This window comes from Amycolatopsis tucumanensis (genome assembly GCF_021654135.1).
Lineage (GTDB): Bacteria > Actinomycetota > Actinomycetes > Mycobacteriales > Pseudonocardiaceae > Amycolatopsis_E > Amycolatopsis_E tucumanensis.
Genome location: NZ_JAKGSD010000022.1, coordinates 1 through 17,871, shown reverse-complemented (window position 1 = coordinate 17,871; position 17,871 = coordinate 1). Strand labels below are relative to the sequence as shown.

Sequence of the window (17,871 nt, the reverse complement as noted above, 5' to 3'; positions counted from 1 at the left end):
TCGCCCCCACCGCCGCGACGCTCACGGTCCTGCTCGCGCCCGGTCCTCCCCACCCTGCGCCTCGCAAGCTCCAACCCCACCACGGCGGACGCCCCCACCGCCGCGACGCTCACGGTCCTGCTCGCGCCCGGTCCTCCCCACCCTGCGCCTCGCAAGCTCCAACCCCACACGACCGTGGGCGCCCCCGACCGTGGAGACCGCCATCGCCGCGAGCCCAGCTCGACGCCACACCCCGGCACCGCTCGCGACGGGACCAGGCCGTCGTGCCAACCTCCCTCGCCGGCTCGGGGGCCCCGCCGAAGTCGCGGGGCCCCGAGCGGCGTTCCTCAGTCCTCGTCCAGCTCGCTGATCCCCCAGCCGGCCGCCGCGGACAGGCCCTCGAGGTAGCCGATCGCCCGCTCGGTCTTCGGGTAGCGCCGGACCAGCTCCCAGAACTCGGCGTTGTGCGCCGCCACCCGCAGGTGCGCCAGCTCGTGCACCAGCACGTAATCCAGCACCCACGCGGGCACGTTCTGCAACCTGTCACTCACTCGGATCGTCCGGTCCGCCGGCGTGCATGAAGCCCACCTGGTGCGCATCGGCGGGACCCAGCGGACGCTCGCCGGCAACGCCTGCCGGTCGAGGTATCGCGCTGACAGCTGCGCGCACCGCGCGAGCAGTGCGGCATCCGATTCACGCGCCGGAGACGCCCGCTTGGTCTCCGTGCGCTGGAGCTTGCGCTCCATCTCGGCCACCCAGTGTTTTTCCTCGGCTCGGCTCATGCTCGCCGGGATGAGCACCACGAGGGTGTCGCCGTCCCGGTACGCGCTGACCGTCCGCCTTCTTCGTGCACTACGCCGTACTTCGACCTTGAGCTGCGGGTTCGATGACTGCCCGGTGTTGTCCCGGTTCCTCAAAGAGGGCACCCGTGCGTTCGCCACCCGTCCACGGTAAAGCCAGGGGCCGACAACTCGGGAGAGCCGACTTCGAGAAGGCCCGAGTTATCCACATCATGGCCCACCTGTGGATAACTCGCGATCTTGGTTAGCGGATTCTTAGCCACCTTCCGTCACTCTGTGCTCCATGACGGACACAAGCACAAGTCAGCACACGGTCTTCCTGCCCGAACGTCCCTGGCTGCGGCCGGGCCTCGAGGTCTTCGACCGCGGTCCGGGCGAGGTCCAGTTCGGCCTCGACCCCAGGCACGCCATGGTGGCCAAGGACCTGCCGCCCGACCTGGTGGACGCTCTGCACCGGCTCGACGGCAGCCTCCGGCTGGAGAGCCTGCTCGCGCTCGCCAAGAGCGAACACGTCGAAATCCTCCGCGACATCGTCGCGAACCTGACCCGGCTCGGACTCGTCGAGGAAGCGTGGCCGCCGTCCGCCTACAACCGCGCCGCCAGCGAGGCCGGCCTGTGGTCCCTGTCGACCGGGCACCGCCACAGCGAGACCGTCGCCCGGCGCCGCCATAGCGCCGTCGTGCTCTTCGGCTCGGGGCGGCTGACGGTGGCTATCGCGGTGCTGCTCGCAACCGCGGGAGTGGGGCAGGTGTGCGTCGAGGCCGCGGGCAACGTCACCGAGCACGACACCGGCAGCGGCTACACCGACGCCGACATCGGCCGGTCCCGCTCCGCCGCGGCGGCCGATGCCGTACGGCGGGCAAACCCCGCGACCGTGACCCGCCGTCTGCGCGACGGGCGGCTTCCGGAACTCGCCGTGCTCGCCGACGCCATCGTCCCCGCGCCCGAACTGGTCCGGCAGCTGATGCACGAGCGGGTGCCGCACTTGGCGGTGCGCGTGCGGGAAGGCATCGGGATCGTGGGGCCGCTCGTCGAACCCGGGCGGAGCAGCTGCCTGGCGTGCGCGGACCTCATCCGCCGCTCGATGGACGACCGCTGGCCCACGGTCGCGGGGCAGCTCGCCGGCCGCAGCCAGCAGGCCGACCTGACTACGGTGCAGGCGACCGCCGCCCTGGCGACCGGTCAGGTGCTCCGGGCTCTCGGACCGGCCGACGGGGTTCCGCCCGGCTGGAACACGACGATGGAAATCGACCCCTACGACTGCACGGTCTACCACCGCCCGTGGCCGCCGAACCCGGCCTGCACCTGCGGGGCACGCCCGGAACCGCTGGTCAGCAACGCGCAAGCGCCGATGGCTGCGGAAGACATGGTCGACAAGGCACAATCGCAGGAGTGACCGACTTTCCCGAAGAGACCGACGACCGTGCCGATCCCGGGATTCCCCGCCGCACCGCCGCCCGCGCCGCGAAGCTCGCGAGCCTGCCGCTCGGAATCGCGGGGCGGGCGGTCGGCGGCTGGGGACGTCGGCTGACCGGTCAGAGCGCGGAAGAAGTCAACGCGAACCTGTCGGCGAAGGCTGCCGAGCAGCTGTTCGAGGTGCTCGGCACGCTCAAGGGCGGCGCGATGAAGTTCGGCCAGACCTTGAGCGTCTTCGAGGCGGCCGTGCCCGACGAGCTCGCCGCCCCATACCGGGACGCGCTGACCCGCCTCCAGGCCGCCGCGCCGCCGATGCCGGCCCGCCAGACCCGGCGTGTCCTGGCCGAGCAACTGGGCCGGTCGTGGGAGACGCGGTTCCGGGAGTTCGACGACGCCCCCACCGCGTCGGCCAGCATCGGTCAGGTGCACCGGGGGGTGTGGCACGACGGTCGCGAGGTGGCGGTCAAGGTCCAGTACCCCGGCGCCGACGAGGCGCTGCGCAGCGACCTGCGGCAGCTGCAGCGGTTCAGCAGGCTCTTCCAGGCGCTCCTGCCGGGCACCGAGGTCAAGCCGCTGCTTGCCGAACTGTCCGCGCGGATGGACGAGGAGCTTGACTACCGCGGCGAAGCCGACAGCCAGCGCGAGTTCGCGAAGGCCTTCGACGGCGACGACAAGGTGCTGGTGCCGAAGGTGGTCGCGAGCGCGCCGAAGGTGCTCGTGACGGAGTGGGTAACCGGCACCCCTCTCGCCAAGATCATCGCCGGCGCGGACGCGGAAACCCGCAACCACGTCGGCGCGCTCCTGGCCGAGTTCCACTTCTCGTCACCGGCCCGGACGAAGCTGTTGCATTCCGACCCGCATCCGGGCAACTTCATGTTGCTGGACGACGGCCGTCTCGCCGTGATCGACTTCGGCGCAGTGGCCCGCCTACCGCACGGCATCCCTCGCCAGTTGGGCGAGATGACCCGTCTTGCCCTCGATCACCGCTCCACCGAACTCATGGAGTTGCTGCGTTCCGCCGGCTTCATCCGGCCTGGCACGGACCTCAGCGCCGACGACGTTCTCGCCTACCTGGCCCCGTTCACCGAGCCGCTCGCCAACGAGCGCTTCCACTTCACGCGCCGCTGGATGCAACGCCAGGCGATGCGGGTCGGCGACACCCGTGGCCGCGATTTCCGCACCGGCCGGTCACTGAACCTCCCGCCGGAGTACCTGCTGATTCACCGCGTCACAGCAGGGTCGACGGGAATCCTGTGCCAGCTCGACGCGGAGATCCCAGCCCGAGGGATCGTGGAACGCTGGCAGCCCGGCTTCGCCGACTGAGCCTCACCTCCTCTTTCGTTCCTCGTCCGGACGTCAGGGGTACGGCGCTCTCGCGCGGGCCCCTGACGTTGCAGACATCTGCGCCCCGGCCATTGCGCTGAGCCCTCGTGTTTTCCTCACAACACGCGCCCTCTCTTGCCAATTTTGTGCCTCGCGCAAGGTATGCGCGCTAATTCGGCCCGAACATCGCTATGTCGGCTGCCACCTCCTCGTCATCGTGTACGTGCCAGGGGGCAGTTTCCGTCGCCACGCGGACCGAGCTTCCGCGCAGCCTGTCCCCTGTCCTGCTTGTCCCGCCGCAACACCCACCATGCCGCAAACTTCTGCCGACGTGGGTTCCGTGGGCCGTCAGGAGCGCCAGTTATCCACAATTTCTTCGATAACTGCATGAGATGACCAGTCGCACCACCGAGTTGTCCACAGTTCCCCGCAACGTCTTCCCCTGCCTCATTTCCAGCGCGACGCTGATCCCATGACCGAAACCATCAGCGCAACACCAGCGTGTGAGTCGGCGCCGGGTGAAGACGTCACCACCAGCCTGCGCCTGCGCCGAGCGGGCCTGAGCCAGCACGTCATCTCGTCCCGGTGCCGTCCGGGGGGCCCGTGGCGCAGGCTCCTGCCAGGCGTGATCCTGTTGAGCAACCGAGAACCCAGCCGGGATCAACAACTCCGCGCGGCGATCTACCACGCCGGTCCGGACGCGGTGATCAGCGGCACGGATGCGTTGCAGGCTCAGGGCATTCCGCTGTCACCGTCCCGGCGCGTCCACGTCCTGATCCCGATCGGACGCCGGATCGCCTCGCACGAATTCACCTGGCTCGACCGCACGTCCCGCCTCCCCGAGCCGGTCATCGTGGACGGGCTGCCGTTCGCTCCGCCCGCCCGCGCCACCGTTGATCTCGCCAGGCACGAGACCGATCCGGACAGGCTCAGGCGCCTGCTCACGCTGCCGGTCTACTACGGGCTCTGCAGTGCCGAACAGTTGCGTGACGAGGTCGACGCAGGCAACCAACGCGGAACATCCGCGGTCCGCCAAACCCTGCGCAGTCTGGGTTCTCTCCGCGACACCTATCAGCAGGGTGTGGCACGGGAACTGCTGGGCGGTGTCCCAGTACCGCCGCCGATCTGGAACGTGACCATCTGCGACTCGGCCGGACGCCGGCTCGGCGTGGTCGACGCCTGGTGGGACGAAGTCGCCTTGGGCTGGGTCCTCGATCCCGCCGCCACCTGCCCGGAGCGTCCGGCAACGAGCCACCTGCCGCTCACCGGTGCCGGGGTGATGCTGGTCCACACCACCCCCAGCCGTCTGCGCGGTGACGCGATGGCAGTCGCGCGGGAACTCACGAGCGCGTTCGCCGCGGCAGCTCGCCGCAGGCGGCCGAGGGTCCAGGCGCTGAAGGAGGTGGCGGTATGACGAGCAGTCACCAGTATTCGGGTGGAAGCTTCCCCTCGATGTCACGGACGTGCTCACGAGCACATCGGGGACACAGCCAGCGCAGAGCACCGCCCTCACGGTCGCTGACCCACGCCAGTGTTTCCAGCGGGTCCTCGTCGGGCTTCCGTCGAGTGCCGCAGCGGGAACAGGAAACCGGCTCAGTCATCGGCGGGATCCGAAGTGGACTGTCTGCGTTCCGAGCACGTAGATGTCCTCGCGGTTGCCCAGGTACTCGGGATCCGCTGGATCCAGGAGACGGCGCAGGACGTCCCGATCTTCCTGCGTCACCAGCTCGTCGGCGTCCGAGGCGAGCCAGGCGATGTGTTCGATCACGTAATTGCGAACGACCTCGCTGGGAGGGGCAGGCAGGTCGACAAGACGACTGAAAGAGCCGACTTGCTCCAATCCCGCTTTCCGGAGGGCGGTGTACCAGCCGTAGGGCATCCGGACCGAGCCCGGCATTCCGGCACGCATTTCTCCGAACGAATGGTCGCGGGCTGCCAGCAGACGGCGTTCCAAACCCGGTTCGCCGATGCCCAGATCCCAGGGCAGACAGTAGGTGGGCGGGCTCCCCTCAGCCAGGGCGAGCGTTCCGCCCGGCTTGAGAGCAGTGACCAGGCCGGCGATTCCGGCTTGCTGATCAGGGAGGTGATGCACCATCGAGGCGGCCCAGACCAGGTCCGCAGGCTGGAGGAGCTGAGCGAGGTCCACCGACGCGACGTCCGCTCGGATGCTCTCGATCGAGACATGCCCGGCGAACGCGGCGTTGGAAACAGCCTCGGGTCCGGGGTGGGCGCGACCCACAGTCGCAGCCACGGCACTCCCCGCCAGCTCGGCTTGCGCTTGCTCGAGTTCGACCTGTTGCTGTGCAGCTGAGGGCTCGCGTTGCGTACCGGCTGCAGGGCTCTCCAGGTCCACCCGACCAGGGTGTTTCGCATTCGCCCGCTCGATGGCCGCGCTGGCGGTGGCCTCGGCCACCTCGAGCAGCTCGGGAACGGCGTCGACGAGAACGAGGGTGCCGCCGCCGCGGTGGGCCAACTCCACGGCAAAGGCCGCACTCATCCCGCCAGCGCCACTACCTACGTCGACGATCACCGGCTGCGGGCCGACGCGATCGACCAGGCCGGCGGCGATTCCCGCGTGGGTTGCTGCATGAAGCTCGTCGGCACGGCGCAACGCCGGGATCCGCTCGGCCCAGTCGATGTGATCGTGCGTGTGTGCGGCCATACCGGTCATTCAACACCGGCGTACCGTCGCTCGCCGCCGTTTCAGATCGGCCGCCTGCCGGATGGTTGGTGCGTTTCGAGGCACATCGACGCGGCATGGAGCACCGCCGCAGTGGTGGCTGGATGCGGCGAAGCTCCAGCCACCGCTGGGCGGTCATTGAGATGGATGCCCAACGGCGTCAGGCCCGGTGGTGTTCGAGAGCCTTCCTCGAAACACCACCGGGCCAAGGAGCCGATGGGCGTGACGAACCGCTTGGAGCGGTGTCGATGATCGGCTAGGCGCGATACCGGCCTGCGCGGCGGGAAGCCCAGCGGGCCACCCGGTCCCACCGGCGGGCGGCGCGCGCGTTGGTGCGCGCCGATCGCGGGCGGACGTCGTCGTGCAGGTCCTGTATTCGTGCTCTCGCCAGTTCTTCGTTGAGCAACATTCGGGTGATCTCCTTGGTCATGGGCGCGACCCCGGCGCGGGGGCGCGGCGTGCTCGGATGCTTCGTCCACGACACGGGAACGAAGGGGGCTTCAGTACTCATGCGGCTGCACTCTGCTGGTCAGTGCGGTTGCGGCGCTCGATGCGCTTCTCCGCGACGGGCGTTTCCACCGGGTTCTTACGAGGACGTCCCCGCGGCCGCTTGCGCGCGACCACGGCACCGCGCTCGAAGATCTCGCCTCCCCAGACCCCCCAGGGCTCCCGCCGGGCGAGCGCGCCGGACAGGCACGCACTCCGGATCGGACATTCGGCGCACCGGCTCTTGGCCAGCTCCAGATCCGCCGGTGACTCCGCGAACCACAGATCGGCGTCGCCGGACCTGCAGGGCAGGTCGGCATCCGGCGAGGCCACGGCATCGAAAAGCTCACCGATTCCGGATCCCGAAAGGGCGAGTTCGTCGGGTAACGCCTTCTCTGACGCGAAGGCGATTGCCGATGACATTCCCGTTCTCCTTTGTGTAGTAACGGTTCTTCGGTTGTGAGGTGGTACAAAAACACGAGGGCCGCGGATCCGAAACTCGGTTCCGCGGCCCTCGTGAGCCTGTCTCCCTGACTGGGGGTCAGAGTCTGAGCTCCGGTGGAGCCAGCGGAACGTGGAGTCGGGTCTGCTTGTCGGTCGGGACGTACGCCGGCTTGACGGCGGACACACGGGTCCCGTCGAAGCGGTCACGCAGCCGGGCGAGGATCGGCAGAGCGACATCGGCAGTGCCGACGCCCCAGCCGTTCGCGCAAGCCATCGCCGAACGGGCGAAGGGCAGAGCGATGCCAGGCTGCGTGACCGTCGTCGAAATGTTCACGTCCCAGCACCTCCTCTCGTCCTTCGCTCATCGCCGGCGGGCGACGGGCGTTCGCTTCGCGGGCGCTCTTCACCCGCTCATGCAGGCTATTGCCCCTGCCCGAGGTGGGGCAACTCATTTTTCGCAGAACTTTCCCGGACGACGAAGATCGTCCCTGAGCAGCGGTTCCGCCGCGCGAAGCGGCCCTTCGACGCGGTCAAGCGGTCCTGCCCCTGTCTGCCCTCACCACCACCGATGATCACTGTGACGAGAGCACCACCCAGTGCGATCGTTCCGGAGAGCCAGGTTAGCCAGTTCGGGGCGAGCGCGCGAGGTGTTTGCGCGGCACAGGCTGCTGACCGAGCTCACGGCCGCCCGGCGGAACGGCAGGCCACAGTTGCCCGGCGAACCCAGGCGACGCGACGAACCGGCACGCTCCGCCAGGAACCGGCCGGAACAGCGAAATCCGCTACCCCGGTGGTCTAGACGTCCCTAACGGGCCGATCGCTGAGGCGATCAACAGGGCTGGTGGCGGCCCGTGACCGCTGTGGATTCGGCCAGACCGGCACGGGTCGCCCGCCGCGCAACCGAGCACGACCGGCCGCCCCGGCATGCAACCGCCGCCCGGCACGCAACCGCCGCCCGGCACGCAACCGCCGCCCGGCATGCAACCGCCGCCCGACACGCAACTCCCGCCCGACACGCAACCGCCGCCCGACACGCAACTCCCGCCCGACACGCAACTCCCGCCCGACACGCAACTCCCGCCCGGCATGCAACCGCCGCCCGACACGCAAGTGTCATACGGAGCCGTCTCGGTAGGCGAGGGGCAGGAGTCGCGCCTTGGCGAGCGCGTTCGGCAGGAGCGGCAACGCCGCCGCACAACCGACCAGAAGCGGTCCCCCACCGGGACAACCGATCAGGCGTGCTCGCCGCGGAGGAGGGACAGGACCTCGTCGCCGAAGCGTTGCACCTTTGTCGGGCCGATGCCGGAGATCGCGACCAGGCCGCGCTGGTCGTCGGGGCGTTGTTCGGCTATCGCGACCAGCGTGGCGTCCGTGAAGACGACGAACGGCGGCACCTTCAGCTCGCGCGCTCGCTCGGCTCGCCACTCCTTCAGCCGCGTCAGCAAGCCCTCGTCGAGGTCGCTCGGGCAGCGGGCGCAGCGTCCCAGCTTCACCTCCAGCGTGTTCGCCAGCTGCTCGCCGCACATGCGGCAGCTCGGCTTCGTCCTCGTGGTCGCCGCGCGGCGGGGCACCCGCGCCGTCGGGTGTTCCTCCGGGATCAGGCCGTACAGGAACCGGCTGCGGCGGCGGTGCCTTCGCCCGCCGGGGTGGCGCGACAGCGACCACGACAACCACAGGTGCTCCCGCGCCCGCGTCACCCCGACATAAAAGAGCCTGCGCTCCTCCTCGATCGCCGCCTCGTCGCCGTCGGCGCGCTGGATCGGCATCGTGCCCTCGGCGAGCCCCACCAGGAACACCGCGTCCCACTCCAGGCCCTTCGCCGCGTGCAACGACGCCAGCGTCACCCCCTCGACCGTCGGCGGGTGCTGCGCCGCCGCGCGCTGCTCCAGCTCCGCGACGTACCGGCCCATCGACGCGCCCTCCACCGACGCCGCCAGCTCCTCGGCCAGCTCCACCAGCGCCAGCAGCGCGTCCCACCGCTCCTTCGCCGCCCCGCCCGACGGCGGCTGCTCCGTCAGGCCGACGCGAGCCAGCACCGAACGGACCGCGGTCACCAGATCACCCGCGGGCGGATCCGCCGCGGCCGTCCGGAGCGAGACCATCGCCTGCCGGATCTCCCGCCGCTCGAAGAACCGCTCACCGCCACGCACCAGGTACGGGATCTCCAGGTCCGTCAGCGCCTGCTCGTACACCTCCGACTGCGCGTTGACCCGGTACAGGATCGCGATCTCGCTCGCAGGCAAACCCGCGTCCAGCAGCTGCCGCACCCGCCCGGCGACCGCGCCCGCCTCCGTCGGCTCGTCGTCGAACTCCGCGAACCGCGGCTCCGGGCCGTCCGGGCGCTGCCCGATCAGCTTGAGCCGCGACCCCGCCGGCCGCCCCCGCGCGGCGCCGATCACCTTGTTCGCCAGCTCGACCACCTGCGGCGTGGACCGGTAGTCCCGCTCCAGCCGCACCACCGTCGCCTCCGGGAACCGCCGCGTGAAGTCCAGCAGCGGCCGCGGCGACGCCCCGCCGAACGAGTAGATGGTCTGGTTCGCGTCCCCGACCACGGTGATGTCGTCACGCCCGCCGAGCCACGCGTCCAGCAGCCGCTGCTGCAACGGGGTGACGTCCTGGTACTCGTCGACGACGAAGCACCGGTACCGGTCGCGGAACTCGCGCGCGACGTCCGCGTTGTCCTCCAGCGCGGCCGTCGTGTGCAGCAGGAGGTCGTCGAAGTCGAGCATCCGCGCCGCGTTCTTGACCTCTTCGTACTTGCGGTACACCTCGGCCACCTGCGCGGCCTGCATCGGCGTGTCCCGCTGCAGCCGCGCGGCCTGCGCCGGGTAGTCCTCCGGGCTGATCAGCGACGCCTTCGCCCACTCGATCTCGCTCGCGATGTCCCGCAGGATCTCCGTGTCGGTGCTGACCCGCGAGCGCTGCGCCGCCTGGGCGACCAGCCGCAGCTTGCCGTCGAGCAGGTCCCACATCCGGTCGCCCACCACGCGCGGCCAGAAGTACCGCAGCTGCCGCCGCGCCGCCGCGTGGAACGTCAGCGCCTGGGCGCCGTCGACGCCCAGCGCGCGCAGCCTCGTCCGCATCTCCCCCGCCGCGCGTGCGGTGAACGTGACCGCGAGCACCTGACCTGCGGAAACGTGCCCGGACGCGATCAGGTGCGCGATGCGGTGGGTGATGGTGCGCGTCTTGCCGGTGCCCGCGCCGGCCAGGACGCAGACCGGCCCGCGCGGGGCTGCCGCGGCGGCACGCTGCTCGGGGTCCAGCCCGTCCAACAGGCCCGTCGGGGACTTGGTCACAGGTGCGCTAGCCACCCCGGCATCCTCGCAGAGGGGACCGACAGGATCGCGTCGCCCTGCCCGGCCGTATCCTGGTTCATATGGCGGGAAAGCAGGACAAAGAGGCTGCCAAGCAGGCCAAGCGGGAACGGCGCGCCGCGAGCAAGGCCCGGCGCGGTCAGATTTGGGAAGCGTTCAAGATGCAGCGCCGGGAGGACAAGGCGCTCCTCCCGTGGATGCTCGGCGCGTTCCTGGTCGTGGCCGGCGTCTTCGTAGTGGTCGGGCTGCTGCTCGACATGCTGTGGGTCCTGTTGCCGCTGGGCATCGTCCTCGGCGTGCTCGCCGCGGTGATCATCTTCGGCCGCCGGGTGCAGCGCACGGTGTTCGCGAAGGCCGAGGGCCAGCCCGGAGCCGCGGGCTGGGCGCTGGACAACCTGCGCGGCCGCTGGAAGGTCACCCAGACGGTCGCCGCGACCACGCAGCTCGACGCCGTGCACCGCGTGCTCGGCGGCCCGGGTGTCGTGCTGGTCGGTGAGGGCGCCCCGCACCGCGTGCGCAACCTGCTCTCGCAGGAGAAGAAGCGCGTGGCCCGCCTGGTCGGCGACACCCCGATCTACGAGGTCGTGGTCGGCAACGAGGAGGGCCAGGTCCCGCTGCGCCGCCTGTCGAGCCACATGATGAAGCTGCCGCGCAACCTCCGCCCGGCGCAGGTCGACGCGCTGGAGGCGAAGCTCGCCGCGCTCGGCAACCGCGGTGGCGCGGCAATGCCGAAGGGCCCGATGCCACAGGGCGCGAAGATGCGCAGCGTGCAGCGCGTCATCAAGCGCCGCTGACCCGGAAACGACGAAGGCCCTGACCACGCAGGTCGGGGCCTTCTCTCTTTGTCAGCGCATCCGGATGACGACGGTCCCGGTGAGGCGGTCGAGCCAGCTGCGGCCGTCGGCGTTGCGGATCGCGGCCGGGATGATCACGAAGGTGAGCACCGCGCGGACGATCGCCCTGGGCACCCCGACCATCCCCGCGCCGTCCAGGCGGGCGACACGGATGCCGGTCACGAACATGCCCGGGGTGAACCCGAAGAACGAGACCGGGATGATCGTGATGATCGCCCACACGGCGACCGCCCACAGGTTGTAGGACTGCATCGCGGCGGTGTCCTGCAGGTCGGGGCGCACGAAGAGGGAGGTCAGCAGGGACGCGGCGACCAGGTCGACGACCAGGCCGAGCAGGCGCGCGCCGCCGCCGGCCACGGCGCCGACCCCCTGCTCGGGGAGGCCGAGGCGTTCCCCTCGCCAGCGCGGGGGCTCCTCGGCGCCGAGCCGAGGTGCGGACAACCACTCACCGGTCCATCTCGCCACCCGACCAGGGTAGGCCGGTGGCGTGCGCCACGTCCGCCCTGGTCTGCTGGGGGGTATCGCCCAGCCCGTTAACCTCCGCGAAACATACGGGTGACGGTCGGGCAACACCGCGCTCTTAGCGTGAGCCGAAGAGAGTACTGCCCCCGGCAATGCGTATGAAGGAGTTACAGAGGGTGTCCACTACTCCAGACGATATCCAGCGTCTCATCGCAGATGAGGACGTGCAGTTCGTTGACGTCAGGTTCTGTGATCTGCCGGGTGTGATGCAGCACTTCACCGTCCCTGCGAAGGCGTTCGACGCGGACGCGTTCGAAGAGGGCCTGGCCTTCGACGGCTCCTCGGTGCGCGGCTTCCAGTCGATCCACGAGTCCGACATGCTGCTGCTGCCGGACCCGGAGACCGCGCGGATCGACCCGTTCCGCAAGGAGAAGACCCTCTCCATCAACTTCTTCGTGCACGACCCGTTCACCCGCGAGGCGTACAGCCGCGACCCGCGCAACATCGCGCGCAAGGCCGAGCAGTACATCGCCGAATCCGGCGTCGCCGACACCGTGTTCTTCGGCCCCGAGGCCGAGTTCTACGTGTTCGACTCGGTGCGCTTCGACTCGCGGGAGAACGGCTCCTTCCACGAGATCGACTCGGTCGAGGGCTGGTGGAACACCGGCCGCGACGAAGAGGGCGGCAACCGCGGTTACAAGACCCGCTTCAAGGGCGGCTACTTCCCCGTTCCGCCGGTCGACCACTTCGCCGACCTGCGTGACGAGATCAGCCAGAAGCTGATCAACTCCGGCTTCACGCTCGAGCGTGCGCACCACGAGGTGGGCACCGCCGGCCAGGCCGAGATCAACTACAAGTTCAACACGCTGCTGCACGCTGCGGACGACCTGCAGCTGTTCAAGTACATCGTGAAGAACACCGCGTGGAACGCCGGCAAGACCGCGACGTTCATGCCGAAGCCGCTGTTCGGTGACAACGGTTCGGGCATGCACTGCCACCAGTCGCTGTGGAAGGACGGCCAGCCGCTGTTCTACGACGAGTCCGGTTACGCCGGCCTGTCGGACATGGCTCGCCACTACATCGGCGGCATCCTGGCCCACGCCCCGTCGCTGCTGGCCTTCACCAACCCGACGGTGAACTCCTACCACCGCCTGGTTCCGGGCTTCGAGGCGCCGGTCAGCCTGGTGTACTCGCAGCGCAACCGCTCGGCCTGCGTCCGGATTCCGATCACCGGTTCCAACGCCAAGGCCAAGCGCATCGAGTTCCGGTGCCCGGACTCGTCCGGCAACCCGTACCTCGCGTTCGCCGCGATGATGATGGCCGGCCTGGACGGCATCAAGAACAAGATCGAGCCGCCGGAGCCGATCGACAAGGACCTGTACGAGCTTCCGCCGGAGGAGGCCAAGGACGTCAAGCAGGTCCCGGCGACCCTCGACGAGGTGCTGAACAACCTCGAGGCCGACCACGACTTCCTCACCGAGGGCGGCGTGTTCACCCCCGACGTCATCGAGACGTGGATCTCGCTGAAGCGCGAGACCGAGATCGACCCGCTGCGGCTGCGTCCGCACCCGTACGAGTTCGCGCTGTACTACGACGTGTGATTCGTACCGGGTAGAAACACCCTGAGCGCGCCGGCGGCGAGGAGCGGAAAACGCCCTCGCCGTCGGCGTTCTTTTTGGGCGGGGTTATTCGGCGGTGAGGACCGATATGTCCAGGCCGGCGCGTTCGCAGTGGCCGCGCGGGTCCTCGACCAGCTTGCGGCGCCCCAGGTCCATCAGCCCGAGCGTGCAGGTGATCTCGGCGGACAGGGTGCCGTCCGCCTTGTGGATGTTGTTGATCATCTGGAACGTCTTGCCGGTGCCGAACTTGGCCTCGCAGCCCACGTGCACGGTCTCACCCGCGCGGATCTCCCTGCGGAAGACGATGTGCGACTCGAGCAGCACCGGCGCCAGGTTCTGCTCGCGCAGCGCCGCGCCCCCGGCCTGCTCGAACGCTTCGGTGCGGGCGACCTCGCCGTACGAGTGGTACACGGCGTGGTTGAGGTGGCCGAGCGTGTCCAGCTCGTAGTGCCTGACCTTGATCTCCACCCGGAACGGTTCGCGCTCAGTCACGGTTCCACTGTAAAGCGGGACCAAGCTGCGGCGGGCTGGGACGTTCGCCACGTCAGGCCTCGTAGAAGAGCCTCTCGACGACGGCGTGCGCCCGCCGCGTGGTGCGGCGGTAGGAGTCGAGGAACTCGCCCGGGTCGTCGTCGGCGCTCTGCCCGAGGATGCGCGCGACCGCGGCCAGGTCGCGGCCCGAGCTCGGCACCTGGTCGACGGCCTTGCCGCGGACCAGCATCGCCGCGTTGCGCACCCGGGTCGCGAGCAGCCAGGCCTCGGTGAGGGAGGCGGTGTCCTCCGGTTCGGCCAGGCCCGCCTCGGCCAGCGCGGCCAGCGCTCGCGGTGTCGAGGTGGTCCGCAGGTCCGGGACCTCGAACGCGTGCCGCAACTGGAAGAGCTGCACCGTCCACTCGACGTCGGCCAGCCCGCCCCGGCCCAGCTTGGTGTGCAGGGTCGGATCGGCTCCGCGCGGCATCCGCTCGGTGTCCACCCGCGCCTTCATCCGCCGCACCTCGCGGGCGCGCGACGCGTCCAGCCCGCCGTCCGGGTAACGGATCGGGTCGATCATCTCGACGAACCGCTCCCCCAGTTCCGCGTCACCGGCGACGAACCGGGCGCGCAGCAGCGCCTGCGTCTCCCAGACCTCGCCCCAGCGCGCGTAGTACGCCCGGTACGAGTCGAGCGTGCGCACCAGCGGACCGCCACGACCCTCCGGCCGCAGGTCGGCGTCGACCTGCAGGGGCGGGTCCGCGCTCGGGGCGCCCAGCATCTTCCGCACCGTCTCGGCGACCGAGGACGCGTAGCGCACAGCGTCGCCGTCGGACACGCCCTCGGCGGGCTCGCAAACGAAGAGGACGTCGGCGTCCGAGCCGTAGCCCAGCTCGGCGCCACCCAGCCGGCCCATGCCGATCACGGCGATCTTCGCCGCCTCGCCACCCAGTTCGGCGCAGCGCTTGCGGATCGCCGCGGACAGCGCGCTCTGCAGCACGGCGACCCACACCGAGGACAGCGCCTCGCACACCTCGCGCACGTCCAGCAGGCCGAGCAGGTCGGCCGCGGCGACGCGCAGGATCTCGTGGCGCCGCAACGACCGGGCCGCCGCGACCGCCGCGTTGAGCCCGGGCTGTCGGCGCACGGTCGCCCGCAGCGACTTCGCCACCTCGGCGGGCGTCCGTCCGGTCAGCCGGGCGGGGTCGCCGAGCAGTTGCAGGACCTCGGGGGCGCGCACCAGCAGGTCCGGTACCAGCTTCGAGGTGCCGAGCAGGGACGCCAGCCGTTCGACGACCGCGCCCTCGTCTCGCAGCACCCGCAGGTACCACGGGGTGTCCTCCAGCGCCTCGGACACCTTCCGGTACGCGAGCAGCCCGCCGTCCGGGTCCGGGGTGTCGGCGAGCAGATCGAGCAGGACGGGGAGCAGCGCCTTCTGGATGGCGGCCCGGCGTGAAACGCCGGAGGTGAGTGCGCGGATGTGCTGCAGCGCGCCGTCGGGCGCCGCGTAACCGAGAGCCGCGAGACGTTGCGCGGCTTGTTTCGTGGTGAGGCGGAGGTCCTCAGTGGACACGCTGGCCACGGACTGCAGCAGCGGGCGGTAGAACAGCTTCTCGTGCAGACGACGGATCCGCTGGTTGTGGCGGCGGAACTCGACGAGCAGGATCTCGCCCTCGCCGCGGGCCATCTCGGGACGGATACCGATCGCCCGGCCGAGCACGCGCAGCTCGTCCGAGTCGTTGAAGTCCGGGAACAGGTGGGTGCGGCGCAGGCGGCGCAGCTGCAGCCGGTGCTCGACCGTCCGCAGGAACTCGTACGACATCTCCAGCTCCGCCGCGTCGCTGCGGCCGACGTAACCGCCCGAGCCGAGCGCCGTCAGTGCCTCGACGGTCGACGGCGACCGCAGGCTCGGATCGGCCCGGCCGTGGACGAGCTGGAGCAGCTGGACCGCGAACTCGACGTCCCGCAGGCCTCCGCGGCCGAGCTTCAGCTCACGCTCGGCCAGCTCGGACGGCACGTGCCCCTCGACCCGCCTGCGCATCTGCTGGACGTCGGCGACGAAGTTCTCCCGCTCGGCAGCCGACCACACCATGGAGGTGACCATCTCGGCGTACTGGTTGCCGAGTTCGGCGTCGCCGGCCACCGGGCGTGCCTTGAGGAGGGCCTGGAACTCCCAGGTGCGTGCCCACTTCGCGTAGTAGGCGGTGTGGCCGTCGAGCGTGCGGACGAGGGCGCCCTGCTTGCCCTCGGGGCGGAGAGCCGCGTCGACCTCGAAGCACGCCTTGCCGACGATCCGCATCATCGTGCTGGCCAGACGGGTGGCGAGCTGCAGGTCGCCTTCGCCGACGAAGATGACGTCGACGTCGCTGACGTAGTTGAGTTCGCGGCCGCCGCACTTGCCCATGGCGATGACCGCCAGGCGGGTGTCACCGAGTCCCTTGGGCGCCTGCTCGGCCTGCGCGATCTCGAGACCGGTGATGAGCGCCGCTTCGGCGAGGAGTGTGAGCTGCTGGGCGACTTCCGCGTAGCGGGGCCGGTCGAGCTTGCCCTCGACGAGGTGGCCGAGGTCGGTGCCGGCGATCTCGAGGAGCAGACCGCGGTAGGCGGTGCGCAGGGCGTTCTCCGCCGGGGCGCCCGTGCGGATCTCACCGTCCTCGCGGACGGCGTCGAGCATGGTGTCGGCGTAGCAGTCGGCGTCGGTGCACTTGTCGGCGGCGAGACGCGTCCACTCGCCGGGGTGGCCGACGAGGAAGTCACCGAGCGCGCTCGACGTGCCGAGGACGCCGACCAGCCGGCCGCGCAGCGTGGGGTTGTCGCGCAGGGCGGCGGTCAGCGCGGGCCAGCCCTGCTCGTCGGTCTCCCGGATGCGGTCGAGGCTGCGCAGCGCCAGGTCGGGATCGGCGCTGCGGGACAGGGCGACGAGGATGTCCAGCGCGTCCGGGGCGGGCCCGGTGTCGGTCCACCAGCCGGCGGCGCGGAGGTGCTCCTCGGCGCGGTCGTCGGTGAAGCCGTAGCGCGCAGGGGATCCAGCCCCTCGTGACTGCTCTGCCATCAGGGTCCACCGTAACCGTGTCGGGCCGGTCGTTGTCGATCAAGTGAGCGGAAGGGACGCCGGTGGGGCGCTCTCGACGGCACCTTCAGCCAGCCGGACGAACCTGGTGGCAAAGGGCTGCCAGGTCTCGGCGATGTCGGCGTGGTTGCGATCCAGGGTTTCGGTGTCGAACGCGCTCGCCTGGCGGGTCGCCGCCATCTGGGGCGCCTCGTCGGCCCAGGCCTGGACGACCTGGGTGGTGGTCTCGATGTGGAACTGGATGCCGTAGGCGCTGCGGTGCAGCCGGAAGGCCTGGTTGGGGTACTTGGGAGCGGATGCGAGCAGGACGGCGCCGTGGGGCAGCTGGGTGATGACGTCCTCGTGGAAGTGCATGACGTCCTGCATGAGCGGGAGGTCGGCGAACAGCGGATCGGTCCAGGCCGCGTCCTTCTTGGCGACGAGAGCCGCCCCGACCTCGGGACCGGAATCGCCTGGCTGGACGCGCCCACCGGTGGCGACCGCGAGAAGCTGAGCGCCGAGGCAGATCGCGAGCGTCGGCAGATTCGTGCGGGCCGCGGTCGCGAGGAGCGCCCGGACGTCGGCGAGCCAGGGGTGCTTGGTGTCGTCTTCGGCGTTCATGCCGCCGCCGAGGCAAACGAGGCCCTGGTAACCGTCGAGCGTGCCGGGGAGCGGGTCCTCGGGCAGACGCCGGAGGTCGAGTTCCGCGCCGGCGGCGGTGAGCCAGTCGCCGAGGGGCCCGATCGGATCGGACGGGTCGGGCTGCAGGACCAGGAGGCGCGTCATGCGTCCAGGATAAGGGCACAAAAACGCCCAGGGGCTCGGGAGAACGTACTGTTCTCGACCGAGCCCCTGGGCTTATTTGTGAAGTTGTGTTCGGCGGTGTCCTACTCTCCCACACCCGCGGGGGTGCAGTACCATCGGCGCTGGCAGGCTTAGCTTCCGGGTTCGGAATGGGACCGGGCGTTTCCCTG

Annotated in this window: 15 protein-coding genes and 1 rRNA gene; 5 read left to right on the top strand and 11 right to left on the bottom strand. The window is 70.2% G+C overall.

Going from position 1 to position 17,871, the window contains the following annotated elements; translation table 11 throughout:
* Positions 1-326: 326 nt before the first annotated feature.
* Positions 327-896, bottom strand: a complete 570-nt coding sequence (locus L2C96_RS21840; protein WP_027935799.1) for a M48 metallopeptidase family protein — start codon at positions 894-896, stop codon at positions 327-329.
* A 166-nt stretch (positions 897-1,062) separates the two neighbouring features.
* Here L2C96_RS21840 and L2C96_RS21835 point away from each other — a divergent pair, with 166 nt between their 5' ends.
* From L2C96_RS21835 to L2C96_RS21825, 3 genes are all read left to right on the top strand, one after another.
* Positions 1,063-2,175: a ThiF family adenylyltransferase gene (locus L2C96_RS21835; RefSeq protein ID WP_237337541.1), complete on the top strand. Its 1,113-nt coding sequence runs from the start codon at positions 1,063-1,065 to the stop codon at positions 2,173-2,175.
* A complete protein-coding gene (locus tag L2C96_RS21830; protein WP_237337626.1) occupies positions 2,172-3,518 on the top strand; it encodes an ABC1 kinase family protein in 1,347 nt (448 codons plus the stop codon). Before L2C96_RS21835 ends, L2C96_RS21830 begins: the two co-directional genes overlap by 4 nt.
* Before the next feature lie 472 nt (positions 3,519-3,990).
* Complete coding sequence (locus L2C96_RS21825) at positions 3,991-4,932, top strand: hypothetical protein (RefSeq protein ID WP_237337540.1); 942 nt, start codon at positions 3,991-3,993, stop codon at positions 4,930-4,932.
* Between the two features lie 183 nt (positions 4,933-5,115).
* Here L2C96_RS21825 and L2C96_RS21815 read toward each other — a convergent pair whose 3' ends face one another.
* The 5 genes from L2C96_RS21815 to L2C96_RS21795 all read right to left on the bottom strand — a co-directional run bounded on the left by L2C96_RS21815 (position 5,116) and on the right by L2C96_RS21795 (position 10,424).
* The gene (locus tag L2C96_RS21815) at positions 5,116-6,180 is read right to left on the bottom strand and encodes a class I SAM-dependent methyltransferase (RefSeq protein ID WP_237337539.1); all 1,065 of its coding nucleotides are present in this window, start codon (positions 6,178-6,180) and stop codon (positions 5,116-5,118) included.
* A gap of 274 nt (positions 6,181-6,454) precedes the next feature.
* Positions 6,455-6,628, bottom strand: coding sequence for a hypothetical protein (locus L2C96_RS21810; protein ID WP_237337538.1), 174 nt, complete (start codon positions 6,626-6,628; stop codon positions 6,455-6,457).
* Between the two features lie 77 nt (positions 6,629-6,705).
* On the bottom strand, positions 6,706-7,107 hold the full coding sequence (locus L2C96_RS21805; protein WP_020417590.1) for a WhiB family transcriptional regulator: 402 nt from the start codon (positions 7,105-7,107) through the stop codon (positions 6,706-6,708).
* 118 nt (positions 7,108-7,225) lie between these two features.
* The gene (locus L2C96_RS21800) at positions 7,226-7,462 is read right to left on the bottom strand and encodes a hypothetical protein (protein ID WP_237337537.1); all 237 of its coding nucleotides are present in this window, start codon (positions 7,460-7,462) and stop codon (positions 7,226-7,228) included.
* A gap of 898 nt (positions 7,463-8,360) precedes the next feature.
* Entirely contained in the window at positions 8,361-10,424 is a 2,064-nt protein-coding gene (locus L2C96_RS21795; protein WP_237337625.1) for an ATP-dependent helicase, read from the bottom strand.
* 80 nt (positions 10,425-10,504) lie between these two features.
* On the opposite strand from L2C96_RS21795, the gene L2C96_RS21790 reads away from it, so the two are divergent.
* The gene (locus L2C96_RS21790) at positions 10,505-11,236 is read left to right on the top strand and encodes a DUF4191 domain-containing protein (protein WP_020417587.1); all 732 of its coding nucleotides are present in this window, start codon (positions 10,505-10,507) and stop codon (positions 11,234-11,236) included.
* A gap of 51 nt (positions 11,237-11,287) precedes the next feature.
* On the opposite strand, the gene L2C96_RS21785 is transcribed toward L2C96_RS21790, so the two are convergent.
* Positions 11,288-11,761 (bottom strand): RDD family protein, encoded by a 474-nt coding sequence (locus tag L2C96_RS21785; protein WP_084506053.1) that lies wholly within the window; start codon positions 11,759-11,761, stop codon positions 11,288-11,290.
* Positions 11,762-11,934: 173 nt separating this feature from the next.
* On the opposite strand from L2C96_RS21785, the gene glnA reads away from it, so the two are divergent.
* Entirely contained in the window at positions 11,935-13,359 is a 1,425-nt protein-coding gene (glnA, locus tag L2C96_RS21780) for a type I glutamate--ammonia ligase (protein ID WP_027932281.1), read from the top strand.
* An 84-nt stretch (positions 13,360-13,443) separates the two neighbouring features.
* On the opposite strand, the gene L2C96_RS21775 is transcribed toward glnA, so the two are convergent.
* From L2C96_RS21775 to rrf, 4 genes are all read right to left on the bottom strand, one after another.
* Positions 13,444-13,869 carry an acyl-CoA thioesterase gene (locus L2C96_RS21775; RefSeq protein ID WP_237337536.1) on the bottom strand — a complete coding sequence of 142 codons (426 nt, stop codon included), beginning with the start codon at positions 13,867-13,869 and terminating at the stop codon, positions 13,444-13,446.
* Positions 13,870-13,921: 52 nt separating this feature from the next.
* The gene (locus tag L2C96_RS21770) at positions 13,922-16,900 is read right to left on the bottom strand and encodes a bifunctional [glutamine synthetase] adenylyltransferase/[glutamine synthetase]-adenylyl-L-tyrosine phosphorylase (protein ID WP_237337535.1); all 2,979 of its coding nucleotides are present in this window, start codon (positions 16,898-16,900) and stop codon (positions 13,922-13,924) included.
* A gap of 39 nt (positions 16,901-16,939) precedes the next feature.
* A complete protein-coding gene (locus L2C96_RS21765) occupies positions 16,940-17,683 on the bottom strand; it encodes a type 1 glutamine amidotransferase (RefSeq protein WP_237337534.1) in 744 nt (247 codons plus the stop codon).
* Between the two features lie 88 nt (positions 17,684-17,771).
* A 5S ribosomal RNA gene (gene rrf, locus L2C96_RS21760) occupies positions 17,772-17,871 on the bottom strand; the annotation flags it as partial.

Bases quoted from the DNA above. Each gene is read 5' to 3' on its own strand.
- L2C96_RS21835 (WP_237337541.1), top strand. From the start codon at position 1,063: ATGACGGACACAAGCACAAGTCAGCACACGGTCTTCCTGCCCGAACGT.
- L2C96_RS21825 (WP_237337540.1), top strand. From the start codon at position 3,991: ATGACCGAAACCATCAGCGCAACACCAGCGTGTGAGTCGGCGCCGGGT.
- L2C96_RS21815 (WP_237337539.1), bottom strand. From the start codon at position 6,180: ATGGCCGCACACACGCACGATCACATCGACTGGGCCGAGCGGATCCCG.
- L2C96_RS21810 (WP_237337538.1), bottom strand. From the start codon at position 6,628: ATGACCAAGGAGATCACCCGAATGTTGCTCAACGAAGAACTGGCGAGA.
- L2C96_RS21805 (WP_020417590.1), bottom strand. From the start codon at position 7,107: ATGTCATCGGCAATCGCCTTCGCGTCAGAGAAGGCGTTACCCGACGAA.
- L2C96_RS21790 (WP_020417587.1), top strand. From the start codon at position 10,505: ATGGCGGGAAAGCAGGACAAAGAGGCTGCCAAGCAGGCCAAGCGGGAA.
- L2C96_RS21770 (WP_237337535.1), bottom strand. From the start codon at position 16,900: ATGGCAGAGCAGTCACGAGGGGCTGGATCCCCTGCGCGCTACGGCTTC.
- L2C96_RS21765 (WP_237337534.1), bottom strand. From the start codon at position 17,683: ATGACGCGCCTCCTGGTCCTGCAGCCCGACCCGTCCGATCCGATCGGG.